The sequence below is a fragment of the Mycobacterium sp. genome (genome assembly GCF_035506235.1).
In the GTDB taxonomy this organism is placed as follows: Bacteria; Actinomycetota; Actinomycetes; order Mycobacteriales; family Mycobacteriaceae; genus Mycobacterium.
Genome location: NZ_DATJPU010000180.1, coordinates 1 through 24437, shown reverse-complemented (window position 1 = coordinate 24437; position 24437 = coordinate 1). Strand labels below are relative to the sequence as shown.

Here is a 24437-nt window from a genome sequence, read left to right as displayed (position 1 = left end):
GCGCCGAGCGCAGCCCGGTAGCCTTTATCGCGATGACGGATCCCGGAAAAAGCCCCGGACGAAACCCGGGCAGCCAGGGCATCACCTACGCGTCGGCCGGGGTGGACATTGAAGCCGGTGATCGCGCCGTGGCTCTGTTCAAGCCGCTGGCGACCAAGGCGACCAGACCCGAGGTGCGCGGGGGGCTGGGCGGATTCGCCGGACTGTTCGCTTTGCGCGGCGACTACCGCGAACCGGTGCTGGCGGCCTCCACGGACGGGGTCGGTACCAAGCTGGCGGTCGCTCAGGCGATGGACAAGCACGACACCGTCGGCCTCGACCTGGTCGCGATGGTTGTCGACGATCTCGTCGTGTGCGGCGCCGAGCCGCTGTTCCTGCAGGACTACATCGCGGTCGGCCGCACAGTGCCGGAACGGCTGAGCGCGATCGTCAGCGGCATCGCTGAGGGCTGCGTGCGAGCCGGCTGCGCGCTGCTGGGCGGTGAAACGGCCGAGCACCCCGGTCTGATGGAGCCGGACCATTACGACATCTCGGCCACCGGAGTCGGGGTCGTCGAGGCCGACGACGTGCTGGGCGCCGACCGCGTCAAACCCGGCGACGTCATCATCGCGATGGGCTCGTCCGGCCTGCATTCCAACGGGTATTCGCTGGCCCGCACGGTCCTGCTCGAGATCGACCGGATGAACCTGGCCGGTTACGTCGAGGAGTTCGGCCGCACCCTGGGCGAAGAGCTGTTGGAACCCACCCGCATCTACGCCAAGGACTGCCTGGCGCTGGCCGCCGAAACCCATGTCCGCACGTTCTGCCACGTGACCGGCGGCGGGCTGGCCGGCAACCTGCAGCGCGTCATCCCGCCCGGGCTGGTCGCCGAGGTCGACCGCGGCACCTGGACGCCCGCGCCGGTGTTCGCCATGATCGCCCAGCGCGGCCGGGTGATGCGGGAGGAGATGGAGAAGACGTTCAACATGGGCGTCGGCATGATCGCCGTCGTCGCGCCGGAGGACACCGACCGCGCCCTGGCCATCTTGACCGCCCGGCATCTCGATTGCTGGGTCCTGGGCACCGTCGGCAAAGGCGGGAAAGACGGCCCGCGGGTCACACTGGTCGGGCAACACCCCAGGTTCTGACGTCTCACACCGGCCGGGTCTCAGCCGGAACCAGCCGCAACTAGCACTGTGCCGATGCTCAGCGCATCGGCACAGTGGTTTCCGGTTCTAGCGGCGCCACTCGTCGTCGTCGTCCCAAGAATTGTCTGGGCCTGGCCCGTCCGAGTCATCCAGCTCGTTGGATTCTTCGTCGCCCGTTCCTGACAGCTCGCGCTGAAGCCGCTGGAAGTCGGTTTGCGGGGAACTGTATTTGAGTTCTCGAGCAACCTTGGTCTGCTTTGCCTTCGCCCGGCCGCGGCCCATGGGGGAACCCCCTCGCGCAATAACGGAGCGGCCTAACGAGTAGGCGGCTCCGATCTCTGGTGTCGTTATTGTCCTGCCGACAGTTTACCGTGCCTCATGGCCGGGTGTCGGTGACCCCTGCTCGCTGTGGCGGACGTCATCGACGATTATCTCGCACCGCCCCGCAACCGTTCAACGGCCAGCCGCCCCGCGCCGACGTGTTCGGTCGCGGGCAAGGAATCGGCGTCGATAACCGCCGCGACCGCGCCCTCGGGGCCCGTCGTCAACGGCGTGTCTGCCGGCACCCCCCGCTTGAGCATCGCCAGGGCCACCGGCCCGAGGTCCACATGCTCGACGACGGTTCCGAGGCGCCCGACGGCACGACCGCCGGCGAGCACGGCATCACCCGTCGAAGGACGCTCCACCGAGCCGTCGAGGTGCAACAACACCAGCATCCGCGGCGGCTTGCCCAGGTTGTGCACCCGTGCCACGGTCTCCTGCCCGCGATAGCAGCCCTTGTCCAGATGCACGGCACCGCCGATCCAACCCACCTCATGCGGGATCGTGCGCTCGTCGGTGTCGACGCCGAGTCGCGGGCGCAGCGCCGCCACCCGATGGGCTTCGTAGGCCCACACCCCGGCCGGCCGCAGACCGGCCTGCGTCAGGCGGTTGCGCCAGCCGGCCGCCTCGCCGCGTGGCACCACCAGGTCCAGCTCGATCTGGCCCGCGGGGGCGGCGGGCATCCGTCGCACAAAGCCACCGCCGGCGACCGGAGCCGCGGTCAGCTCGGCGGGCAGGGCGTCGAGACCGAGCGTGTCAAGCACCGCCCGGTCGGCCAACCGCGGACCCAGCAGCGACAGCACCGCCATGTCCCCGGCGGCCGGCGTGACCTCGGACCAGAAGACCATCTTGCGTAGGTAGTCCAGCAGCGGCTCGGCCCGCCAGGGCTCGGTGTCGAGGTACGTCGTGCCGCCCAGCTCGGTCTGGACCCAGTGGTCCTCGACGCGGCCCTGGCCGTCGAGGCTGAGGTTCTCGGTGCTGGCGCCCTCGGGCAATTCGCTCACGTGCTGGGTGGAGATGCTGTGCAGCCAGGTCTGCCGGTCCTTGCCGGTCAGGGTGAGCACCGCGCGGTGCGACCGGTCGATCACCACCGCCCCGGTTTCGATCGCACGTTGCTCGCCCAGCGGGTCGCCGTAATGCCAGACCGCGCCGGCGTCGGGCCCGGGATCGGGGGCAAGGACGGCAGCCACAGGTCAACTCTACGGACCCGGCCCGCGGCTAGGCTTACGATCCATGGCCGACATGGGTGTGATCGTCACGCCGGACGGTGGGATCCATCCGCCGGGCACGCCGCTGCTGCACGCCGACGACCTGGCGGCCGTCCGCGGCGACGGCGTCTTCGAGACGCTGCTGGTCCGTGACGGCAGGGCCTGTTTGGTGGAGTCGCATCTGCAGCGGCTGACCCAGTCCGCCAAGTTGATGGACCTGCCCGCGCCGGACCTGCCCAGTTGGCGGCGCGCCATCGAGGAGGCCGCGCGCCGGTGGGCCGCCGTCACCGCCGACGAGGGCGCGATGCGCCTGATCTGCAGCCGCGGCCGCGAGGGCGGTTCCGCGCCGACCGCCTACGTGATGGTCAACCCCGTCCCGGAACGGGTGGCCGCGGTCCGCCGCGACGGGCTCTCGGCGATCACGCTGAACCGCGGGGTGCCAGCCAACGCCGCCGACGCCACGCCGTGGCTGCTGGCGGGCGCCAAAACGCTGTCGTATGCGGTCAACATGGCCGCGTTGCGGCACGCCGCCCGGCAGGGCGCCGGTGACGTCATCTTCGTCAGCTCCGACGGCTACATCCTGGAAGGCCCGCGCTCGACGGTGGTGATCGCCACCGATGCCGGCGCGGACGGCGCCCCCTGCCTGCTGACACCGCCGCCGTGGTACCCGATCCTGCGGGGCACCACGCAACAGGCCCTCTTCGAGGTGGCTAGGGCCAAGGGCTACGACTGCGACTATCGCGCGTTGCGGGTCGCCGATCTGCAAGCGGCACAAGGCATTTGGCTGATATCGAGCATGACGCTGGCGGCGCGCGTGCACACGCTCGACGGTCGGCGGCTGGTCCGATCCCCGATCGCGACCGAATTCGCCGAACTGGTCGACGCGGCCATCGTCAGCGATCGCTGAACGCTGAATTCTGTTGTCGGCTTGCGATTTACCCGGTACGGTCGGCGGTACACAAGAAGGGAGGTGGTCCGCGAAATTGATAGCTTCATGGACATGTGAGGTGGCTACGCGCTAGCTGCACTGGCTCGGAAGAGTCGGCGATCAACGCGCGCTGGCGAATTCCCCGTAGCCACCCGGCCCCCGAGCTTCCGGTCAGTCCAACCAGGAGCTTTGCTCGGGGGTCGTTCCATGTCGTGACCCCCGTGGGCCACTATCCCGCGAACCGCGACAGCCGCGCCGAAAGATGCGGCACCAGGCCGCCGTCGGCATCCACCCGTTCCTCGACGTAGGCGAGATCTCCGCCTTCGACGATTCCGTAGAGGCGCTTGGCGCCACCGACCAGCAGGCCCGAGCGACTGCGGGCCAGGGCATCGGTCACCAGCTCCCACGACGATTGCGTGCGGGGCCGCCCGTAGAACAACTCGATGTAACCGGCCGAATGGGCCAACAACAATTCGATGGCCTGCGACTCGGTCGGATCGTCGGGGTCGCTGACGAAGCGCCAAAACCCCGTCTCGCGTAGGCCGGGTTCCCGGTACCCGCCGGTGTCGTTGAGCCGCCAGGATCGCGCTTCCCAATTCAGATAGTCACCGCCGTCGTGCGAGACCACGATCTGCTGGCCGAACCGGTAGTCCCCATCGGGTCCGCGGCCCTCACCCTCACCACGCCACACCCCGACCAGCGGCAGCAGCGCCAGCAGCGCGTCGTTGAGGTTGGCGCCTTCGCGCAGGTTTGCGGTGTCGGCCGGTACCGGCAAATCGTCGAAGGCGGGGATGTTGCGGGAAGCGGTCACCTTGGCGCGTTCGGCCGCGGCGGCCACCGCACGGTCACCGGAGCCGCCGGGAGCGACCGGGCCATCGGGGCCCACGTCGGAGCTCACGACTCGTCAGTGATGAGCCGGTAGAGGGTGTACAGCGCGAACCATGAGATGACCACGACCGATACCACCAGCATGATCTCGAAGAAGAGCACCACGGGGTCGAGTCTATTCGTCCCGCGGACGCCGGAGACCGGCCGGTGCGTCAGGCGATCTTGACGTCCACCTCGTGAATGCCCGCACCGGACGGCGCCACCACGGCGTCGCCGTTGCCGATCGGGGACAGCGCGCGCAGCGTCCAGGACCCGGGTGCGGCAAAGAACCGGAAGTCACCGGTGGCCGACGCGACGACCTCGGCCGTGAACTCGTCCGAGGAGTCCAGCAGGCGGACGAACGCGCCACCCACCGCCTGGCCGTCGCCATCCACGACCCGGCCCGTGATCACCGTTTCCTTCCCCAGATCGACGCTGGCGGGCAACGTCAGTCCTTGCTTCGGTCCAGAGCACATATCAGCTTCCCAACTCGATCGGGGCACCCACCAGGGAGCCGTATTCCGTCCAACTGCCGTCGTAGTTCTTGACGTTTTTATGGCCGAGCAATTCCCGCAGCACGAACCAGGTGTGCGACGAGCGTTCCCCGATCCGGCAGTACGCAATGGTTTCCTTCGTGCCGTCGAGCCCGGCGTCGGCGTACAGCTTCGCCAATTCCTCATCAGACTTGAAGGTGCCGTCCTCGTTCGCGGCCCTGCTCCAGGGCACGTTGATGGCGCCGGGGACGTGGCCCGGCCGCTGGCTTTGCTCCTGCGGCAGGTGCGCCGGTGCGAGGATCTTGCCCGAGAACTCGTCGGGGGAGCGCACGTCGACCAGGTTCTTGACGTTGATGGCCGCGATCACCTCGTCACGGAAGGCGCGGATGCTGTTGTCCGGCGGGGCCGCGGTGTAGGAGGTGGCCGGCCTGTTGACGGTGTCGGTGGAAAGCGTGCGTCCGTCGAGTTCCCACTTCTTGCGGCCGCCGTCGAGGAGCTTGACCTTGTCGTGGCCGTAGAGCTTGAAATACCAGTAGGCGTAGGCGGCGAACCAGTTGTTGTTGCCGCCGTAGAGGATCACGGTGTCGTCGTTGGAGATGCCGCGGTCGGACAGCAGTTTGGAGAATTGCTGCGCGTCCACGAAGTCGCGTTTGACCGGGTCCTGCAAATCGGTGCGCCAATCGAGCTTGACCGCGCCGGCGATGTGGCCGGTGTCGTAAGCGCCGGCGTCCTCGTCCACTTCGACGAAGACGACGTTCGTGGCTCCGGGATTGCTGAGATTGCTCTCGGCCCAGTCCGCGGAGACCAGGACGTCGGAGCGTGCCATGTGGGGTGTTCCTTTCGATTGCTGCTGACGAAGTTATGCGGGAGTCGCCCGGAAGCGTGCGACCAGCGGGTAGAGCTGGCAGCCCAGGCAGATGCCGAAGGCCGCGTTCAGGAAGGCGGCCACCAGCGCGGCCGCGGTGGCGACCAGGCCGACGTAAAAGCCGACCACAAAGGCGCCGGCCACAAATCCCGCGACGCCGGCGATCGCGAAGATCAGGCCGACGAGTTGGGCGAACTTCAGCGGTGCCGCCGGTTCGCGCTCCTTGACGGGTCCCAGCCGGGGCGCCACGACGGCGGCAAACACCCGCCCATAGGGGTGCCGGCGGGGCCCGCCGATGGCGCCGACGGCAAAGACCACCGCCTGCGCCCCGAGAATGAGCGCAGCCGCCGGCGGGCTGGCTGCTGAAACGATAAGCGTGAGCAAAAGGACCGCGGACGTGACCCAGGCGGCGAACCTGGGCCCGCGCACGTCGACGCGGTCGGGCTGCACGACGATGTTGCTGCTCGGCACGGGACTACTCCTAGAAACTCTTGTTGCGCGGAAGACGGGTGGAGGCACGCCTCTGAGGAGCCCCGCGAGGGGTCCGAAGCTGCTCCGAGTGCGCGCAGGCGCTGCTACTCAGCAGCTACAGCAACAACAACAGCCCGCAATGCGGCACAGATCGACTGCGCGACGCTTGGTGAGCATGGGCTCCAGGCGGGCTGACACGCCGGCAAGCTTACCCAATGACGTAGCGCTCAGGCCAACAGAGGCTGCAGCGCCGAACGCAGGTCGGCGGCCTTGGGCACCCCGGAGGCGCGGTATCGTTGCCGCCCCTCGGCATCGAAGATCAAGGTGGTGGGCAGCGACAGCACCGAAAACCGCCGGGCCGTCCCCGGGTCGGCGTCCAGATCGATCTCGAGGTGGGCTATAGGAGACCCCGGGTCGCCCATGTCCTCGCAGACCTGGCCGACCACCCGGCGAACCCGATCGCAGGGCCCGCACCACGGCGCGCTGAAGTGCACGATGGTCGGCCCGCTGCGAGACAGCGCCAGGTCCGCGGTGTCGGCTCCGCCGCCCGGATCCGAATGAACCTCACGGATTCTTCCCGACCTGCGGGTCAGCAGCCATCCGCCGAGGGTCGCCACGACGACGGCCGCAACGGTCGAGATGACGACGGCAATCATGACTGCTTGAACCCTTCGAGCGTCAGGATCACTCCCCGGGCGACGCCTTCGATGATGACATCGGATCCGCGCGCGCCCTCTGAGGTTGGCCCCACTCCGAACGGCAGCCGCTGGTTGGGCAGCCTGGTGCTGAACGCCCGCAGCACCGCGTCGCGCTTGTCGTCCGGAACGGCTTGATCGGCGGTGTCGGGCCCGGTCAGGACGCCCCTCGGCGTGACCACCAGCGTCGCCGGGTCGTCGGGGGCGATGGAAAGGTCCACCGAGACGCTGACCCGGTGCTCGAAGCCGGCCGAGTGTGGGGTGCCGCTGAACACCAGGCCGTGGCTGTCGGAGATGCCCGATACGGTGACGCCGCCTGTGGCGGTGTTGGTTTCCCGGGGCGGAGCCTCAACCATCAGGTCGCTGATGCCCATGTAGCGGCCCAGATGTGTCGAGTCGATGATGATGCGGCTCTCCAGCCTGCCGACGGGGAGCTTTGCGTCGGGTCTGATCAGCCAGGACGCGTCGGTCAGGTCCACCGAGTACATCGTGGCTTCGAGGGTGGCCGTGCCGACCGTCGAGTGATCGACGGCGTTGGCCTTGATCTCGAGCTGGTTGTAGTGATGGCGCATCGCCTGCGGGATGAAGGGGAACGCCACGATGGCGACGAACGGGTCGGAGCCGAGATTCGCCACCTTGTGCATGGTGGTCGACAGCCGGTACTCGGCGTAGATGCTGGTTCCGAAGTCGACGCCGACGGCGCCGACGACGGGTACGGCCACGGCGATCGCCACCGCCGCCGCGCCGATCAGCACCTTGCGCATCCCCACATTGTCGCGTAATCCCGTGGCAGCTTCGCCGCGGACCGTCCGGTGGCGGGGCTCACACTGCCTGGCACCCCACGGCGAAATGGCAGGTGGCAAGTTATCGTTAGATGACCTGGCGACTAACGCGTCGTGGCGTTACCGAATTGGGAGACGCCTTCCCCCCGACCTGGAGGGGCTAGTTGGAGCTATTACTGCTGACCTCGGAGCTGCATCCCGACCCAGTGCTGCCGTCGTTGTCGCTGCTTCCTCACACCGTCCGCACGGCGCCGCCAGAACCATCCTCGTTGCTGGAGGCCGGGACCGCGGACGCCGTGCTCGTCGACGCGCGCACCGACCTGTCGTCCGCGCGCGGCCTGTGCCGGCTCTTGAGCACTGCGGGCCGCTCGGTCCCCGTCCTGGCTGTGGTGAGCGAGGGCGGTCTGGTGGCCGTCAGCGCCGATTGGGGGCTCGACGAGATCCTGCTGCCCGGCACCGGGCCCGCCGAGATCGACGCCCGGCTACGGCTGGTGGTCGGCCGCCGCGGCGGGCTGGCCGACCAGGAAAGCGCGGGCAAGGTCAGCCTGGGCGAGCTGGTGATCGACGAGGGCACCTACACCGCCAGGCTGCGGGGCCGCCCACTCGACCTCACCTACAAGGAGTTCGAGTTGCTGAAGTACCTGGCCCAGCACGCCGGCCGGGTTTTCACCCGGGCGCAGCTGCTGCACGAGGTTTGGGGCTACGACTTCTTCGGCGGCACCCGCACGGTCGATGTGCACGTACGTCGACTGCGGGCCAAGCTGGGGCCCGAATACGAGGCGTTGATCGGCACGGTGCGCAACGTGGGTTACAAGGCCGTCCGGCCGGCACGCGGCCGAGCGCCGATTGCGGAACCCAGTGCAGCCGACGACGCCGCCGATGAGGCGGAGTCCCATTCCGAGGATCTGCGAGAACCGCTGGGCGACCCGTTGCGCAGTCAGTGACTCCGCCCGACTGGCGTTCGACGCTGACCCGCGCCGAGCAGCAGAGCGTGCGCGAACTCATCTCGGCGGCAACCGAATTCGATGGGGTAGCGCCCGTCGGCGAGCAGGTGCTGCGCGAACTCGGGCACGACCGCACCGAACACCTGCTGATCGCTGGTGCCCAACCGGGCGCGATCGCGGGCTACCTGAATCTCAGCCCGCCCCGTGACGGCGGCGCGGGGATGGCGGAACTGGTGGTGCACCCCGAGGCCCGCCGGCGCGGTATCGGCGCCGCCATGGGACGCGCGGCGGTGGCCAAAACCGGTGGGCACAACCAATTCTGGGCGCACGGCACCCTCGAGTCGGCCCGGGCGACCGCCTCCGCCCTTGGTCTGGTCCCGGTGCGCGAACTCGTCCAGATGCGACGCTCGCTGCGCGACGCGCCCGACTCCGTGCCGCGGGTTCCCGGGGTGGAGGTTCGCACCTACCGGGGGACGGCCGACGACGCCGAGCTGCTGCGCGTCAACAACGCCGCGTTCACCCAACACCCCGAACAGGGCGGGTGGACCGATGCCGATCTGGCGGAACGGCGCGGCGAACCCTGGTTCGACCCGGCGGGCTTGTTTCTGGCGTTCGGCGCCCCCGACAGCGATCAGGCGGGCAGGCTACTGGGCTTCCACTGGACCAAGGTGCACCCCGAGCAAGCGGGCTTGGGCGAGGTCTACGTCGTCGGGGTCGATCCGTCGGCGCAGGGCCTGGGCCTCGGGCACATGTTGACAGCCATTGGGATCCAATCGCTGGCACGCCGCCTGGCCGGATCGGCCGAACCCACCGTGATGCTCTACGTCGAGTCTGACAACGTCGCCGCGGTGCGGACTTACGAGCGCCTGGGCTTCAGCACCCACAGCGTCGACACCGCCTATGGGTTGGCCACCTCCTGACCGCGAGCAGCCTGTTCACCCGGCATTCATCTCCACCGACTTCTGTGGGCTGCACCGACGCATACTTTCGCGGTGAGTTGGCAACCTTGCTTGGGAGGCCGCCGGCAGCGCCCGCGTGCGTCGGGGGAGTGCGTCAGAAAGCGAGATCGGTGAGGGTCGACAAGAAGGGCAGGGCGCTGACGGTCGCGACGTTGGCGCTGGCGATCTGCGGTGCGACGTCGACCGCCTGCGGCAGCGACGACAACCGTCGCGGCGCGCCGACGGCCACGATCTCGGGACTCGCCGGCACGGCGGGCTGTGCGGGCAAAAACGGGCTGACGGCGGAGGGCTCGACCGCCCAGCAGAACGCGATGTCGCTGTTCAATCAGGTGTGGGGGCAGTCCTGCCCGGGCAAGTCCGTGGCGTACAACCCGACCGGGTCGGGCGCCGGCCGCGAGCAGTTCATCGCGGGTCACGTCGACTTCGCGGGATCCGACTCGCCGCTGGTCGCCGACCAGATCGGCCCGGCCGCCAAACGCTGCGGCGGAAACCCGGCGTGGGACCTGCCACTGGTCTTCGGGCCGGTCGCGCTGGTGTACAACCTGCCGGGGATCCAGAAGTTGGTCCTCAGCAGTGACGCCCTCGCCAAGGTCTTCAGCGGCAGGATCACCGCCTGGAACGACCCGATACTGGCGGCACTGAATCCCGGCGTGGCGCTGCCCGACACCAACATCGTGCCGATCTACCGGGAGGACTCGTCGGGAACGACCGATAACGTCCAGAAGTACCTGACGGCCTCTGCCCCGCAAAGCTGGACCCGGGGGGTGGGAACGGAGTTCCAGGGTGGTGTCGGCGAAGGGGCCGCGAAGTCGGCGGGGGTGATCCAGGCCGTGCGGGCCACCCCGGGCGCGATCGGCTACGTCGAGAAGGGTTTCGCCGACCAGGCCGGTGTCCCGTACGCCCTGATCGACACCGGTAACGGCGTGGTTCCGCTGACCAACGACACGGCCGGCAAGGCCATCCAAGCGGCCAGTTTCGTGGCCGACGGCAACGACCTGGTACTCGATCTGGACCCGATGTACGCCACCCAGCGGCCGGATACTTACCCGTTGGTGCTGGCCAGCTACGAGATCGTGTGCTCGAAGGGCTACGACACGGATACGTCGGCGGCGGTCAAGTCGTTCCTGAGCGTGGCCGCGACCAACGGGCAGGCCGGTCTTACGTCCGCCGGTTATGTGCCGCTGCCCGATAAAGTCAAGGAGCGACTGGTTAGCGCGATCAACGCCGTGCAGTAGCCGGTGGGCACAAGGAGCGACAGCAGCCGTGGCGGGACCAGAGTGACGGTGTCTTCAGGGGCAGACCCATCCGCTGCGGGTTCGGGTGCGGTCGTCGCTGCGCCCGTCCCCGAGTCGCCGGTGGTGCCGATCAGCCCATGGGGCCATGCCCAGCCGCGTTTGGGAGACAGAGTTTTTCGCTGGCTGGCGCAGGGTTCCGGCGCCCTGATCGCGGTCCTGATCGCGGCCATCGGTGGCTTTCTCCTGCTGAGCGCGATCCCGGCCTTGAAGCGCAACCGGGAGAACTTCTTCAGCTACGGCGGCAACTGGGTCACCACCGACACCTCGGCCATGCATTTCGGAGTCTTCGAGCTGCTCCAGGTCACCGTGTTCGTGGCGCTGTTCGCGTTGATTCTGGCCATGCCGATCGCGTTGGGCGTTGCCCTCTTCATCACGCAGTACGCGCCGCGGCGGGTCGCGACACCACTGGCATACGCGGTCGATTTGCTGGCCGCGGTTCCCTCGATCGTCTATGGCGTGTGGGGCCTGCACGTGCTGGCGCCGCTGCTGCGACCCGTCGCCACCTGGCTGAATCGCAGCTTCGGCTGGTGCTTCCTGTTCGCCACCGGCAACGCGTCGGTCGCCGGGGGCGGCACGATCTTCACAGGCGGGATCGTGTTGGCGGTGATGATCCTGCCGATCATTACCGCCGTCACCCGTGAGGTGTTCGTCCAGACCCCGCACGACGAGGTCGAGGCCGCGCTGGCGCTGGGCGCCACGCGCTGGGAAGTGATCAAGACGACCGTGCTGCCGTTCGGGCGATCCGGGTACGTCAGCGGCGCGATGCTGGGCCTGGGCCGTGCCCTGGGCGAAACGGTCGCGCTGCTGATCATTCTGCGGGGTACCCAGGCCGCGTTCGGTTGGTCGCTGTTCGACGGCGGCTCGACCTTCGCGACCAAGATCGCGGCCACCGCCCCGGAGTTCCACGACCGATACCAGGCCGGTGCCTATATCGCGGCGGGACTGGTCCTGTTCCTGCTGACCTTCCTCATCGACGCCCTGGCGCGCGGCGCCACCAGCAGAGGCGTCGGCGCCCGCAACAGACGGGCCGGCCGATGACCTCGATGTTGGACCGTCCGCTCAAGGTGCGGGGCTTCTCGGGGCTCGGGCGCCGTCGCCGGGTGGCGAACACCATGGCCACCGCGCTGGTGACGCTGTCGATGGCGATCGCGGTGACACCGTTGCTGCTGGTGCTCTACTCGGTGATTGCCAAGGGGTACAAGGCGATTGGCTCGACCGTGTGGTGGACGCATTCACAGGCGGGCATGACCGCATTCGTGGCGGGCGGCGGCGTGTACCACGCGGTCGTCGGCACCTTGCTGCTGGGGCTCGTCTCGGCCGTCATCTCTGTGCCGATCGGGATCCTGGTGGCGATCTACCTGGTCGAGTACGGTGGCGGCACCCCCCTGGGCAGGCTCGCCACGTTCATGGTGGACATCCTGTCGGGCGTGCCCTCAATCGTGGCGGCGTTGTTCATCTATGCGCTGTGGGTGGCGACGCTGGGGCTTCCCCGTTCGGGGTTCGCGGTGTCGTTGGCCCTCGTCATGCTGATGGTTCCCGTGATCGTGCGCGCCACCGAGGAGATGCTGCGGATCGTTCCGATTGACCTGCGTGAGGCCAGCTACGCGCTGGGAATCCCGAAGTGGAAGACGATCGCCAGGGTGGTCATTCCCGCGGGACTGTCCGGGATCATCACCGGGATCATGTTGGCGGTGGCCAGGGTGATGGGTGAGACGGCGCCACTGCTGATCCTGGCCGGTTATTCACAGTCGATGAACTTCAACGTTTTCCGCGGATTCATGGGGTCGTTGCCCGGCATGATGTATAACCAGACATCGGCAGGCGCGGGCATCAGCCCGGCGCCCACGGACCGGTTGTGGGGTGCGGCGTTAACCCTCATCCTGGTGATCGCAGTCATCAATATCGGGGCCAGGGTGGTCGCGAGAAGGTATGTCCCCAAGAAGTCGTAGGCAGGAGATCAGTGGCCAAGCGGTTGGACCTCAAATCCGTCAACATCTACTACGGGTCGTTCAAGGCGGTGGCGGATGTGACGATGTCGATTCTGCCTCGCAGCGTGACCGCGTTCATCGGTTCGTCGGGCTGCGGCAAGACGACCGTGTTGCGCACGCTCAACCGGATGCACGAGGTGGTCCCGGGCGGCCGGGTCGAGGGCAGCGTGCTGCTCGACGATCAGGACATCTACGCCCCTGGGGTCGACCCGGTCGGCGTGCGCCGGTCGATCGGCATGGTGTTCCAGCGGCCGAACCCGTTCCCCACCATGTCGATTCGTGACAACGTAGTAGCCGGCTTGAAGCTGCAAGGCGTGCGCAATCGCAAGATGCTCGACGAGACGGCCGAGCACTCGTTGCGCGGCGCGAACCTGTGGAATGAGGTCAAGGATCGGCTGGACAAGCCCGGCGGTGGACTGTCCGGGGGGCAGCAGCAGCGGTTGTGCATCGCACGCGCCATTGCCGTGCAACCCGATGTGTTACTGATGGACGAGCCGTGCTCCGCGCTGGACCCGATCTCGACGCTGGCGATCGAAGATCTGATCAGCGAGCTGAAACAGGACTACACCATCGTCATCGTCACCCACAACATGCAGCAGGCCGCCCGGGTGAGCGATCAGACGGCGTTCTTCAACCTGGAAGCCACAGGAAAGCCCGGCCGGCTGATCGAGGTCGACGACACGGAGAAGATTTTCTCCAACCCGACCGAGAAAGCGACCGAGGACTACATCTCCGGCCGCTTCGGCTGAGTCCGGAGACGATCCGGGCCGGGACGGCTATCTCTTGTCCTCCTCGGGCAGGATGCCGGTCGCCTGGAAGATGACGCGCCGCGCAACCTCGACGGCGTGGTCGGCGAAGCGCTCGTAGAACCGGCCCAGCAACGTCACGTCGACGGCGCAGGCTACGCCGTGCTTCCATTCCCGGTCCATCAGGACCGAGAACAAATGCCGGTGCAGATCGTCCATGGCGTCGTCTTCCTCGGCGATCTGGGCCGCCTGCTCCGGGTCGCGGGACAACACCACCTCTCGCGCGCTGTTACCCAATTCCACTGCGACCCTGCCCATTTCGGCGAAATACCCGTTGACCTCCTCGGGCAGCGCATGCTGCGGGTGCCGTCGGCGGGCGATCTTGGCGACGTGCAGCGCCAGCGCACCCATTCGGTCGATGTCGGCCACCATCTGGATGGCGCTGACGATGGACCGCAGGTCACCGGCGACCGGCGCCTGCAGGGCCAGCAGCACGAAGGCGCTTTCCTCGGCCTGCGCGCTGAGTGCCGCGATCTTTTCATGGTCGGAAATCACTTGTTCGGCCAGCACCAGATCGGCCTGCAGCAGGGCTTGGGTTGCCCGCTCCATAGCGATCCCCGCCAGCCCGCACATCTCACCTAGGCGCTCGGATAACTCCGAGAGCTGCTCATGGTAGGCCGTCCGCATGCTGCCAAGCCTACGTTCTCGACGCGGGAAACTGGCGCCGCGGTACTCCAAAAATCTTTACTCGCAGGTCGTGTCGGCCGCGTTGGTCACCGTCAGGTCGTCGGGCAGCTGGGTAGGCGCGTTGCCCGAACCGCGCTCGATCTGCATGCTGATCGACGAGCCGCTGGGCGCGGGAGTGACGACCGAGTTGAAGTCAGGGCCCAGAACCACCTGAATGACCTGCCCGTAGCCCGAGACCCGCTGGACCTTCGCGTTGGCGAACGATGACGCCACCGTGGCGGCGGCCTGTTCGTTGCCGGGCGAGAACAACACCGTCGTCGCGTTCACCGAACTCGGGTAGTCATCGGGCGTCATCACGTTGAAGCCGTTGGTCTTGAGCTGTTTGGTCGCGGTGGCGGCCAGCCCGCTCTGCGTGGTCGCGTTGGAAACCCGCACCGTGACATCTTGCGGCGACGTCGTCGTCACCTGTTGGTGCTGAGCCTCGGTGGTGGGTGTCGGCGTCTTCTTGGTGGTGGGCGCTTTGCTGGGTCCCGCGCTGGGCCCCGACGTCGGAGAAGTCCCGCCCAAAGGCTTGGCGTTCTGGTCGTTTTCCTCGGGCAGTGGATCGTCGTTGATGATGGCATCGAAAAGCGCCCGCATGTCGGCCATCCGCGGCGGCTCATCGCCGTTCTGGTCGGTGATGCCGGTCGGGACGGTGACGAACGTCATGTGACCGGCCGCCATGCCCTGCAACGATTGACCCAGCTGAACCAGGTCTTTGGTCTTGACGTTGTCGACGGAGGTGAGGCTGATGAACATGTTGACGACGTTGTTGAGCTTGTTGAGGTCCAACAACGTGTCCTCGGAGATCAGCGATCGCAACAGGGATGACAAGAACAACTGCTGGCGCTTGATGCGACCGTAGTCGCCGTTGGTCTCGGTCGTCACCTGGCGGGCTCGCACGTAGTTCAACGCGGTTGCGCCGTCAAGGACTTGGCGTCCCGCATGGTCCAGGACCGTGCCCAATTCGTAGTCGTGTAGCGGGGTGCGGCTGCAGACTTCGACGCCGCCGAGGGCGTCGACCATTTTCGCGAACCCGGCGAAGTCCACGGCGATGAACCGGTTGATGCTCAGGCCGGACAGCTTCTGGATCTCCTTGACCAGACATTTCGGGCCGCCGAACGCGTAGGCCGAGTTCAGCTTGGTCTCGGTGTAGACCATCTTGGGGCCCCAGGTCCCCTTCTTCTGGTCGTAGATGGGTCCGTACTTGCCGGTGTTGGGGTTGTAGGCCTCGCATTGCATCGGGGTGATCGCCAGGTCGCGGGGAAACGACACCGCGACCACGCGCTTACGGTTCGCCGGGATGTTGACCAGCATGACGGTGTCCGATCGCGCGCCATCGGCGTCATCGGTGGTTCCGGCGCCCATGTCCGCGTTTTCCCCGGCACGCGAGTCGACGCCGACGATCAGGAAGTCTTCGTCGCCGTACTGCCCACCGGGATCGCGGATGTCGCTCGAATTCGGGTCGAGCGCGCTGATGATGTTGAGGCGGTTGTTCTTCGACGCGCTCCATTGCCACGCGCCACCGGTCAGCGCCAGCGCCAGTACGGCGGAGAAGGCCGCCGCCGAGCGCGCGGCGAGGAGTATCGGCCGCCGGCGGGAGTTCGGTTTGGGCTCGCGGGCCTTGGGCGCGCGCTTGGCGTCCGGGGTGACCGTCGACCTTCCGCGGAACCGTGCGCGCCGGCGCGCGGTCGGCGCCTCGGGCTCGTCGGAGTCGAACTCGCCGTCGATGGGGTAATTGGTGACCCCGAGGTCGGGCAGCTCCGAGGTGGTGTCGAGCGAATAGGCCGGGGTCTCGATCACCTGCGTGTCCTGCAGCTCGACGGGCACGTCCGGCGCGGACTCGGAAGGCTGGGCGTCCGGGGCGGCGCGACGGTGACTGGGCCGGGCAGTGATCGGGCCCCCGACCTTGGCGATCAATTCGGCGACGGTGAGCCCGCCGCCGGTGTGGCAGCCGGCCTTTTCGGGCTCGCCGGCCGAGGGCTCGATCAACGCCGGCCCGGCAAGCCATCGGTGGACGCCGTGATCGGCCGGTGGTTCGGTGAACCGTTCCCACGGGGCGGAGCCCGGCATTGGCTCTAAGGTGCGCCGATGGTCACGAGTGGCGTCAGGGCCGTCACCCATGTCCTATCGGCCTCCGAGGTTCTGATGCGGGCGTGAAAGGTGCTCGTGCGCGAATCTCAACGCGCTCCTGCAGCGGCACCGAACCGACCCCCACCGAAGCGCAATGCAGCAAGTTCCACATCGTACTGAGTTCTCGCCAGCGATGCGATTTCGAGCGTGTTAACGCTTAGCCACCCGAATGCATGACGTCCGCCCCGGCCGGCACTGTGCAGTCGTCCGGGTCGGCAAGCCAGCCTTCGGGAAGGGCCACGCGGGCCGGCGAGCCCTGCCGGCCCCGAGGGCCGGTCGCCGCGTCCGGGAACGGCACCGCGCCGTCCAACCGGTCGAGCAGCGCGTCGAGTTCGTCCAGCGTCTTGACCATGGCCAGCGCCCGGCGCAATTCGGATCCGGCGGGGAAGCCGTGCAGGTACCAGGCGATGTGCTTGCGGATGTCGCGCATGCCCTTGTCCTCGCCGAAATGCGCGGCCAGGAGCCGGCCATGCCGGCGCACGATGTCGGCAACCTCGCCGAGCTTGGGCGGGGTCGGGGCCGGGCCACCGGTGAAGGCGGCCGACAGCTCGGCGAACAGCCACGGCCGGCCCAGGCAGCCGCGGCCGATGACCACGCCGTCGCATCCGGTGGTGGCCATCATCGCCAGCGCGTCGCTGGCGTCATAGATGTCGCCGTTGCCGAGCACCGGGATCGTCCGCACCTGTTGCTTGAGCTGCGCGATCTGTTCCCAGTCGGCGCTGCCGGAGTAACGCTGCGCGGCCGTGCGGGCGTGCAGCGCGACCGCGGCCGCACCCTCGGCTTCGGCGATGCGGCCGGCGTCCAGGTGCGTGTGGTGCTCGTCGTCGATGCCGATGCGGAACTTGACGGTCACCGGTATCGGGGTGCCCTCGGTGGCCCGCACGGCCGCGGCGACGATCTGGCCGAACAGCCGCCGCTTGAACGGCAGCGCCGCGCCGCCGCCGCGCTTGGTGACCTTGGGCACCGGGCAGCCGAAGTTCATGTCGATGTGGTCGGCCAGGTTCTCGTCCACGATCATCCTGGCGGCCGCGTAGGTGGTCGCCGGGTCGACGGTGTAGAGCTGCAGCGAGCGGGGTGACTCGTCCGGCGCGAACGTCGTCATGTGCATGGTGACCGGATGCCGCTCGACGAGCGCGCGGGCGGTGACCATCTCGCAGACGTAGAGCCCGCTGACGGTTCCGGCCTTCCCTCGTTCGATCTCGCGACACAGCGTCCGGAACGCGACGTTGGTCACGCCGGCCATGGGGGCCAGCACGACCGGGCTGGCGAGCGTGATCGGACCGATACGCAATTTTTGTCCCGAGCCGGACTACCGTCGGCTCATCGCGAGCTTGCCCGCGGTCTTGTGCAGCTCGTAGGCGGTGGTCCTCTTGCCTGTGCGGGCTTCCCGCTCGAGCTGACGCTGCTTGGACACCTCGAACTTGTCGCAGGCCAGCTCGAGTTCCTGGACCAGCAGGGCGAGATCGTCGCGCAACTTGGCCGCCTCACCGGTGAAGTCCTCGCGCTCGAAGATGCGCCACTTCTTCAGCACCGGCATGACGACCTCGTCGAGGTGGATGCGCGGGTCATAGACGCCCCCGACGGCGATGAGCACGGCTTTGCGCCGGAACTCGGGCACCTGGAAGCCGGGCATCTGGAAATGGCTGATGATCAGGTGCAGCGACTTCATCGCCTGGTTCGGGACGAGGTCGAACGCGGCCTCGCTGACGTCGCGGTAGAAGATCATGTGCAGGTTCTCGTCGGCCGAGATCTTGGCCATCAGCTGGTCGGCGACGGGGTCATTGCATGCCTTGCCGGTGTTGCGATGCGAAATCCGGGTGGCCAGCTCCTGGAAGCTGACGTAGAGGACGGAGTCGGTCAGGCTGTTGGCGAAGTACTCGCCCTGGTGGTTCTGCCCCGGGCTGAAGCCCCGGTTGACCACCTCGATGCGCAGCTTTTCCAACTCGACGGGATCGACCGAACGCGTCACCACCAGGTAGTCGCGCAGCGCGATGCCGTGCCGGTTTTCCTCGGCGGTCCAGCGGTTGACCCAATGCCCCCAGGCGCCGTCCATGCCCATGTTCATCGCGATCTCGCGGTGATACGACGGCAGGTTGTCCTCGGTGACCAGGTTCTGCACCATCGCCACTTGGGCAACATCGGAAAGCTTGCTCTGCTCGGGATGCCAATCCTGCCCGCCGAGCGCGTAATAGTTCTTTCCGTCTGACCATGGGATGTAGTCGTGCGGGTTCCAGGGCTTATGCACGCTCAGATGCCGGTTGAGGTACTTCTCGACCACCGGCTCCAGCTCGTGCAGCAGCTGTAGGTCGGTCAGCTGGGCTGACATGGTCCCTCCCAGTTATCTGTGTCTACGGGTAGCAGTCAATATATCTGTGCCCGCCGGTAGCATCAAGTTTCTCCAGCCCGCGCGCCGTGGTGGTCTTTGACGTCGAACCCCGGTGCGGAAAGCCTGGTTCCTTCGGTCTAGCCGGGGCGGCGCGGGTGGAAACCGCTACTCGGATATCGTCTGCTCGCCGGGAGATACATAGGGCGCCGCCGCGGTGAACAGCATGTTGACGCAGTAGTCGATGAATTGCTTGCGGCTGGCCCCGAGCCGGCCGTTGAGGTAGGCGGTGAACAAACTCGTCAGCCCGCCGACGAGGCTGGTGGCGATCATTTTCTGCAGCACCGAATCGCCGATCCGGGACAGCTTGCGCTGCAGCAAGTCGATGAAGTTGGGCATCCACTCCGCCCCCGACTGGGTCAATATCGGCTCCACCGCTGGCGCCAGCAGCAGCACCCGCCCGCGCACGGGGTCGTCGACCATCAGCTCGACGAATTGCTCGACGGCCTCACGCGGCGTCTTCGCCGAGGTGAGGGTGTTCATCGCCCTCGTGCAGACATCGTCGTAGACGGCGCGCACGAATTCGTCACGGTCAGAGAAACTTTCGTAGAAGTAGCGCTCCGTGAGCGCGGCCTTGCGGCACACGGCCCGCACGGTCAGCGCGGGGCCGCGATCGCTGCCGAGCAGCTGCACGCCGGCGGTGATGAGATTGTCGCGGCGGAGGGCGTGGCGGCTCTCTAGGGGGACGCCGGTCCAACGGCCCCGTCGTTGACCGGTCGGCACATCGCTCCTAAGCTCTAAAGTGACAACGCATGTAGTCAGATTGCCGATACTTACAGGAATCCAATAGTGACTCAACATACTTCCGCACCCCGCCCGCTGACCAGCGGCTCCGGCGGCTGCCCGGTGTCGCCGCCGGGCTACGCGGCGCCGCCGACGCCGCTCGGCCCCGACTCCCTGACCTGGCGGTATTTCGGGGACTGGCGCGGCATGTTGCAGGGGCCCTGGGCGGGATCCATGCAAAACATGCACCCGCAGCTGGGCGCGGCGGTCATCGACCACTCGACGTTCTTCCGGGAGCGTTGGCCCCGCCTGCTGCGCTCGTTGTACCCGATCGGTGGCGTCGTCTTCGACGGCGACCGCGCCCCGGTCACCGGCGCCGAGGTGCGCGACTACCACACCGACATCAAGGGCGTCGACGAACAGGGACGGCGCTATCACGCGTTGAATCCCGATGTCTTCTACTGGGCCCACGCGACCTTCTTCGTCGGAACGATCCATGTGGCCGAGCGGTTTTGCGGCGGGTTGACCGAGGCGCAGCGGCGCCGGCTCTTCGACGAGCACGTCGAGTGGTATCGCATGTACGGCATGAGCATGCGACCGGTGCCGGCGTCCTGGGAGGACTTCAAGGTTTACTGGGACCACATGTGCCGCAACGTCTTAGAGGACAACTGGGCGGCCCGCGCGGTTCTCGATCTGACCGAGCTGCCCAAACCGCCGTTCGCCCAATGGCTTCCGGACCCGCTGTGGGCCGCTCAGCGCAAACTGCTGGCCCCGTTCTTCGTGTGGCTCACCGTCGGTCTCTACGATCCGCCGGTGCGCGAGCTGCTGGGCTACCGGTGGTCGCGTCCCGACGAATGGCTGCACAGGCGTTTCGGCGACTTCGTCCGTGTCGTCTTTGCCTGCGTGCCGAGGCGATACCGTAAACATCCGAGGGCGCGCGCCGGCTGGGATCGCGTCACCGGTCGAATCCCGTGCGATGCGCCGCTGGTGCAGACACCCACGCGCAACCTGCCGCCGTTGGACGAGCGCGGCAACCCGAAACACTATTGCCCACAGGTCCACTGACCCAGCCCGACGCCGAGGCATGACTACCCGTGGGCGTGGTTGTGCGCGCCTTCGAGGTCGGACTGGTGCACGTGCCGGTGGGTGTGCTCGGTTCCATCTTCGTGAGTGTGGGGGTGCTCATGCGTGACGTGGTCGTGCTCGTGCATGGTGTGCGCGTGTGAGTGGGCCACGTCGGCGTGGTGGTGTTCGTGCGCGTGCGGCGCGTCATGGCTGTGCTGCTCGGTCATCGAGTCACCTTCCGATGTGAAGTGTTGTTCCTTAAGGTCGTCAGGCCGGGCCGCGACGTGATCGAGCGCTTCGGGTCGATGGCGACCCGGCGAGCGCCTTCAATTCGCCCTCGCCCCGGTGATGACGGGGAACCCCGGGACCGGCGTGCTCGGCGTTGCAGACCGCGTCGATGACGAGCTGCCGGACGTGGTCGTTCTCCAGGCTGTAGAAGATGCTGGTTCCGTCCCGGCGCGTGCGCACCAGTCGCGCCATCCGCAGCTTCGCGAGGTGCTGGGAGACCGACGGCGCCGGCTTTCCCACGTGTTCGGCGAGTTCGTTGACCGACATCTCGCGATGCGTCAGCGACCAGAGCACTTGCACGCGGGTGGCGTCGGCCAGCATACGGAAAACCTCGACGACGAGACCGGCCTGGTCGTCGGGCAAGCGGCTTTCGCTATTACCTGCATGCATACGCAGATAGTAAGCGAACACCCTCACCCCCGCAATGTCCGCGGCATTCAGCCGGGCGGAACGACCGGCGCTTTGCGCGGAGGGTAGCCCCGCGGGGCGCCGATCGGCGCTGTGGTAGTAACTAGACAGTCTATATTTTTCGGCTCGGGATGAGGGACCATCGTGGCGCGCACCGATCGTGATCGTTGGGATCTGGCGACGAGCGTCGGGGCGACGGCCACCATGGTCGCCGCCCAGCGGGCGCTGTCCAGCGACGAGAACCTGATCGAGGACCCGTACGCGGCGCCGTTGGTGCGCGCGGTCGGCATCGACGTCTACGTCCGGTTGGTGAACGGCCAGATTCCGGTCGGCGAGGAATCCGAGTTCGATCCGCAGCGCATGGCTCGCGGGATGGCCTGCCGCACCAGGTTTTACGACCAGTTCTTCCTCGGCGCGGCAGGGGGCGGCATCGGCCAGGTGGTCATCCTCGCGTCGGGCCTCGACGCGCGCGCATACCGCCTGCCGTGGCCGTCGGGCACCGTCGTCTATGAGGTCGACATGCCGGAGGTGATCGAGTTCAAGACGCTGACGCTGCGCGACCTCGGCGCCGAGCCGACCGCCGAGCGGCGCACCGTCGCCATCGACCTGCGCGACGACTGGGCGGCGGCGCTGCGGGCCGCGGGCTTCGATCCGAAGGCGCCCGCAGCGTGGAGCGCCGAGGGCCTATTGGTCTACCTGCCCGACGAAGCCCAGGACGCCCTGTTCGACAACATCACCGCATTGAGCGCCCCGGGCAGCCGGCTGGCCTTCGAATTCGTGCCCGACACCGCGGTTTTCGCCGATCCGCGCTGGCGCGCACACCATGACCGGATGAGCGAACTCGGATTCGAGATCGACTTCAACGACCTCGTGTATCACGGGCAGCGCAGCCACATCCTCGACTATCTGGACAAGCGCGGCTGGCGGACGTCGTCGCAAAACGTCAAGCAGTTGCACGCGGCGAACGGTTTCGGCTATCCCGACGACGACGTCGCCCAAGCCTTCGCCGATGTGACGTACGGCAGCGCTGTGTTTACTGGCCTTACCGGCTGAGCAGGTCGTCCTTCAGGCGGTTGGTTAGCATCTCCTGAAACACGGTGCGGGCGGGATCGTAGAGGTCCTGGAAAGTCGTCAGGACCGCGTTCCGGTCGTACTCGGGGATGGATCCGAGCGGAGTCCAGAAGCTGTCAATGTCCAGCAGGAAGAACGGTCCCTGTGCGGCCGGCATCGTCCGGCGCAGGTGGTAGCTGGCGTCCAGCGCCTGGCCCACGCCTGGGCCGTAGCGCACGATCATCGACTTACCGGGGTTCGCCTCGCGGTAGACCGCGGCTCCCTGCCATTCGGTCAGGGTCAGCCCGGCGGGGGCGATGCGCTGCGGTCCGAGCAGCGGCTCGGCGATCCAGTTGGCCCATTCGATGCGGCCGTCCACGCCCTGGGGCACGCGGATCTCGAGGACGTAGCGCAGACCGAGGCGTTCCACCCCGACGATGGGCGAAAACTGCGAGCGGGCATCGATGACCCGCATCACCAGATCGACCAATGTCTCGAAGTTGGTGTATGCGGTGGTTTCGATGACGACGGCCTGGGTCTTCATCGAGGCGGCAAGAGTGTTATCGCGGTTGACGTAACGGACGAACCGCTCGGCGGTCGGTTGCGGACTTCCGCCGGCACCCATCGCCCAGGCCACGTCCTGGGCCTGGCGTTCGATGGGCAGGAGGTCTGCGAGCAGGCGTCTGAGCTCTCCGCTCGAGGATTCGGTGAGGGAATCCGTTGCTGGGTGACGGATTTCCATGGTTACCAGGGCTACTGGCGCGTTGGGGTAGGCCGCATCGACACTCACAGTGTGTGAGCATAAGCCAAGCCCCTCGCCGTCCGAACGAGGGCACACGGTGCGGCGCCCTGGCCGGAGAGCGCGCGGGCGGAGATTCAGCGGTGTCGGGCATGGCGGAGGGGGCGCGCAGGCCGCATTGGCCGAGGTAATAACCGTTTTCAGTGCCGTTTTCAGTGCCCCCACCAGGACTGGAACCCAGGACGAAGCCAAGAATTTAAACCTGGGAAAGAGCAGGATGATCGGCCCTCCCGATCCGATCCCGGCCACGGCCGTGGCGGGAGGACACCCCATGGAGCCGATGTTGGTGAGGGCTTCGGCCAGGTCATCGGATAGAGGTTCGGCGGCGGTGAGGGTCTGGCGTCCGGCTTGGGTCGTCAAGGTGTGGTAGCGGCACACGGTGCGGACGAATTTCTCGATGTTCCAACCGGTTCGGTTTCGATCCAGTGCGATACAGCCGGGGCTGCGAAGACGATCGTGAGTGGTCCTCATGACCCTGGGGCGGCCATGCCTATTCACTGCATGGCGACTCGGCGTAATGGCCTTCCTTGGCTGATGAAGAGATCCCTGACAAAAATGGCTCGAGAGTCTCGACCGTCGCCGCTTCAATCGCCTTCCAGTGCCTGCGCCGCTCCTGGGCACGCCTTCGGTGACTGCTGGAGAGCTTGCTCAACGGCTTTTGGTGTGCTGGCAACGGGACTAAAAACCCTTGTCGGCCGCAGTCCCAGCCGCCCAAAGCTCGCCAGAAGTTGTCGTACGCGTTCTTGAATTGTGCGCCGCGACCCTTGCCAGCGGAAATCTGCTCGTCGCCGCGAACGGCAAGTATCGCCCTACAGCCGACGACGCGTGCTACGCCCTCAACGGCCGCGAAGCTGAAGAAAGCTGGTGAGTTATGAGGAAAGTATCGTTCGAAGGCGAACAAGGCCTCGGTGTTGCGGACTGTTTGCGAAGAGCCCAGGAAGGGCGTCATAGTTCCATCCTGCGTATCGGCCAGCCAACTAAAGTTAAGTCGGTGCAGCGCCGCGTTGTCCACCGATAAGACTATGCTCAGATCACCTTCTGGCACGTACCGACTTCCAGCCTCCAGCCTGATAGTGAAAACCGCTCCGCCCCCATGACTGCGCCACAACTCTAAACCGGGGCCCCCATATACGGCCCGGCGGTAATCATCAGTCCACTGGCGCGATTCGAAC

The 24437-nt window shown here is 67.1% G+C and carries 28 protein-coding genes; 10 read left to right on the top strand and 18 right to left on the bottom strand.

The features are described from left to right. The first annotated feature begins 32 nt into the window (after nucleotides 1–32). Nucleotides 33–1127, top strand: coding sequence for a phosphoribosylformylglycinamidine cyclo-ligase (purM, locus tag VMD50_RS16970; protein WP_325428940.1), 1095 nt, complete (start codon nucleotides 33–35; stop codon nucleotides 1125–1127). Between the two features lie 87 nt (nucleotides 1128–1214). On the opposite strand, the gene VMD50_RS16965 is transcribed toward purM, so the two are convergent. Continuing rightward, a complete protein-coding gene (locus VMD50_RS16965) occupies nucleotides 1215–1409 on the bottom strand; it encodes a DUF3073 domain-containing protein (protein ID WP_325428892.1) in 195 nt (64 codons plus the stop codon). Between the two features lie 146 nt (nucleotides 1410–1555). After that, on the bottom strand, nucleotides 1556–2638 hold the full coding sequence (gene ygfZ / locus VMD50_RS16960; RefSeq protein WP_325428891.1) for a CAF17-like 4Fe-4S cluster assembly/insertion protein YgfZ: 1083 nt from the start codon (nucleotides 2636–2638) through the stop codon (nucleotides 1556–1558). A gap of 58 nt (nucleotides 2639–2696) precedes the next feature. Here ygfZ and VMD50_RS16955 point away from each other — a divergent pair, with 58 nt between their 5' ends. After that, nucleotides 2697–3563, top strand: coding sequence for an aminodeoxychorismate lyase (locus VMD50_RS16955; protein WP_325428939.1), 867 nt, complete (start codon nucleotides 2697–2699; stop codon nucleotides 3561–3563). Nucleotides 3564–3813: 250 nt separating this feature from the next. Here VMD50_RS16955 and VMD50_RS16950 read toward each other — a convergent pair whose 3' ends face one another. From VMD50_RS16950 to lmeA, 7 genes are all read right to left on the bottom strand, one after another. Continuing rightward, a complete protein-coding gene (locus VMD50_RS16950; RefSeq protein ID WP_325428890.1) occupies nucleotides 3814–4482 on the bottom strand; it encodes a heme-binding beta-barrel domain-containing protein in 669 nt (222 codons plus the stop codon). Between the two features lie 142 nt (nucleotides 4483–4624). Continuing rightward, nucleotides 4625–4927 (bottom strand): DUF1416 domain-containing protein, encoded by a 303-nt coding sequence (locus tag VMD50_RS16945; protein ID WP_325428889.1) that lies wholly within the window; start codon nucleotides 4925–4927, stop codon nucleotides 4625–4627. Nucleotide 4928: 1 nt separating this feature from the next. Then, a complete protein-coding gene (locus tag VMD50_RS16940) occupies nucleotides 4929–5771 on the bottom strand; it encodes a sulfurtransferase (protein ID WP_325428888.1) in 843 nt (280 codons plus the stop codon). Between the two features lie 33 nt (nucleotides 5772–5804). Then, the gene (locus VMD50_RS16935; protein WP_325428887.1) at nucleotides 5805–6281 is read right to left on the bottom strand and encodes a DUF4395 domain-containing protein; all 477 of its coding nucleotides are present in this window, start codon (nucleotides 6279–6281) and stop codon (nucleotides 5805–5807) included. 108 nt (nucleotides 6282–6389) lie between these two features. Further along, nucleotides 6390–6479: an Ms5788A family Cys-rich leader peptide gene (locus tag VMD50_RS29880; RefSeq protein WP_414686096.1), complete on the bottom strand. Its 90-nt coding sequence runs from the start codon at nucleotides 6477–6479 to the stop codon at nucleotides 6390–6392. A gap of 29 nt (nucleotides 6480–6508) precedes the next feature. Further along, nucleotides 6509–6937: a thioredoxin family protein gene (locus VMD50_RS16930; protein ID WP_325428886.1), complete on the bottom strand. Its 429-nt coding sequence runs from the start codon at nucleotides 6935–6937 to the stop codon at nucleotides 6509–6511. After that, complete coding sequence (gene lmeA, locus VMD50_RS16925) at nucleotides 6934–7746, bottom strand: mannan chain length control protein LmeA (RefSeq protein ID WP_325428885.1); 813 nt, start codon at nucleotides 7744–7746, stop codon at nucleotides 6934–6936. The genes VMD50_RS16930 and lmeA overlap by 4 nt, the downstream gene beginning before the upstream one ends. A gap of 176 nt (nucleotides 7747–7922) precedes the next feature. Between lmeA and VMD50_RS16920 the strand changes: the two genes are divergently transcribed. The 6 genes from VMD50_RS16920 (at nucleotide 7923) to pstB (ending at nucleotide 13693) form a co-directional block, all read left to right on the top strand. Then, nucleotides 7923–8702, top strand: a complete 780-nt coding sequence (locus VMD50_RS16920; RefSeq protein WP_325428884.1) for a winged helix-turn-helix transcriptional regulator — start codon at nucleotides 7923–7925, stop codon at nucleotides 8700–8702. Beyond that, nucleotides 8699–9622 (top strand): mycothiol synthase, encoded by a 924-nt coding sequence (gene mshD / locus VMD50_RS16915; RefSeq protein WP_325428883.1) that lies wholly within the window; start codon nucleotides 8699–8701, stop codon nucleotides 9620–9622. Before VMD50_RS16920 ends, mshD begins: the two co-directional genes overlap by 4 nt. Before the next feature lie 149 nt (nucleotides 9623–9771). After that, nucleotides 9772–10896 carry a phosphate ABC transporter substrate-binding protein PstS gene (gene pstS, locus VMD50_RS16910; protein WP_414686095.1) on the top strand — a complete coding sequence of 375 codons (1125 nt, stop codon included), beginning with the start codon at nucleotides 9772–9774 and terminating at the stop codon, nucleotides 10894–10896. Nucleotides 10897–10938: 42 nt separating this feature from the next. Further along, the gene (gene pstC / locus VMD50_RS16905; RefSeq protein WP_325428882.1) at nucleotides 10939–11994 is read left to right on the top strand and encodes a phosphate ABC transporter permease subunit PstC; all 1056 of its coding nucleotides are present in this window, start codon (nucleotides 10939–10941) and stop codon (nucleotides 11992–11994) included. After that, entirely contained in the window at nucleotides 11991–12905 is a 915-nt protein-coding gene (gene pstA / locus VMD50_RS16900) for a phosphate ABC transporter permease PstA (protein WP_325428881.1), read from the top strand. The genes pstC and pstA overlap by 4 nt, the downstream gene beginning before the upstream one ends. Nucleotides 12906–12916: 11 nt before the next feature. Beyond that, entirely contained in the window at nucleotides 12917–13693 is a 777-nt protein-coding gene (pstB, locus tag VMD50_RS16895; protein WP_325428880.1) for a phosphate ABC transporter ATP-binding protein PstB, read from the top strand. Nucleotides 13694–13720: 27 nt separating this feature from the next. Here the strand turns inward: pstB and phoU are convergent, their stop codons facing one another. The 5 genes from phoU to VMD50_RS16870 all read right to left on the bottom strand — a co-directional run bounded on the left by phoU (nucleotide 13721) and on the right by VMD50_RS16870 (nucleotide 19655). Further along, nucleotides 13721–14377, bottom strand: coding sequence for a phosphate signaling complex protein PhoU (gene phoU, locus VMD50_RS16890; RefSeq protein WP_325428879.1), 657 nt, complete (start codon nucleotides 14375–14377; stop codon nucleotides 13721–13723). A gap of 57 nt (nucleotides 14378–14434) precedes the next feature. Then, complete coding sequence (locus VMD50_RS16885) at nucleotides 14435–16540, bottom strand: LCP family protein (RefSeq protein ID WP_325428878.1); 2106 nt, start codon at nucleotides 16538–16540, stop codon at nucleotides 14435–14437. 166 nt (nucleotides 16541–16706) lie between these two features. After that, nucleotides 16707–17840, bottom strand: a complete 1134-nt coding sequence (dusB, locus tag VMD50_RS16880) for a tRNA dihydrouridine synthase DusB (RefSeq protein WP_325428877.1) — start codon at nucleotides 17838–17840, stop codon at nucleotides 16707–16709. 18 nt (nucleotides 17841–17858) lie between these two features. Further along, the gene (locus VMD50_RS16875; protein ID WP_325428876.1) at nucleotides 17859–18875 is read right to left on the bottom strand and encodes an acyl-ACP desaturase; all 1017 of its coding nucleotides are present in this window, start codon (nucleotides 18873–18875) and stop codon (nucleotides 17859–17861) included. Nucleotides 18876–19040: 165 nt separating this feature from the next. Continuing rightward, the gene (locus VMD50_RS16870) at nucleotides 19041–19655 is read right to left on the bottom strand and encodes a TetR/AcrR family transcriptional regulator (protein WP_325428875.1); all 615 of its coding nucleotides are present in this window, start codon (nucleotides 19653–19655) and stop codon (nucleotides 19041–19043) included. A gap of 66 nt (nucleotides 19656–19721) precedes the next feature. Here VMD50_RS16870 and VMD50_RS16865 point away from each other — a divergent pair, with 66 nt between their 5' ends. Then, a complete protein-coding gene (locus VMD50_RS16865; RefSeq protein WP_325428874.1) occupies nucleotides 19722–20720 on the top strand; it encodes an oxygenase MpaB family protein in 999 nt (332 codons plus the stop codon). 23 nt (nucleotides 20721–20743) lie between these two features. On the opposite strand, the gene VMD50_RS16860 is transcribed toward VMD50_RS16865, so the two are convergent. Together VMD50_RS16860 and VMD50_RS16855 are read right to left on the bottom strand one after the other, a co-directional pair. Beyond that, complete coding sequence (locus VMD50_RS16860) at nucleotides 20744–20947, bottom strand: zinc transporter Slc39a7 (protein ID WP_325428873.1); 204 nt, start codon at nucleotides 20945–20947, stop codon at nucleotides 20744–20746. A gap of 40 nt (nucleotides 20948–20987) precedes the next feature. Next, complete coding sequence (locus VMD50_RS16855) at nucleotides 20988–21398, bottom strand: ArsR/SmtB family transcription factor (protein ID WP_325428872.1); 411 nt, start codon at nucleotides 21396–21398, stop codon at nucleotides 20988–20990. A 162-nt stretch (nucleotides 21399–21560) separates the two neighbouring features. Here VMD50_RS16855 and VMD50_RS16850 point away from each other — a divergent pair, with 162 nt between their 5' ends. Next, nucleotides 21561–22469 carry a class I SAM-dependent methyltransferase gene (locus tag VMD50_RS16850; RefSeq protein WP_325428871.1) on the top strand — a complete coding sequence of 303 codons (909 nt, stop codon included), beginning with the start codon at nucleotides 21561–21563 and terminating at the stop codon, nucleotides 22467–22469. Here VMD50_RS16850 and VMD50_RS16845 read toward each other — a convergent pair. Both VMD50_RS16845 and VMD50_RS16835 read right to left on the bottom strand, forming a co-directional pair. Beyond that, the gene (locus VMD50_RS16845) at nucleotides 22459–23256 is read right to left on the bottom strand and encodes a TIGR04255 family protein (protein WP_325428870.1); all 798 of its coding nucleotides are present in this window, start codon (nucleotides 23254–23256) and stop codon (nucleotides 22459–22461) included. The genes VMD50_RS16850 and VMD50_RS16845 overlap by 11 nt on opposite strands. A gap of 499 nt (nucleotides 23257–23755) precedes the next feature. Beyond that, a partial coding sequence (locus VMD50_RS16835; RefSeq protein ID WP_325428869.1) for a DUF535 family protein occupies nucleotides 23756–24437 on the bottom strand: 682 nt, incomplete at its 5' end.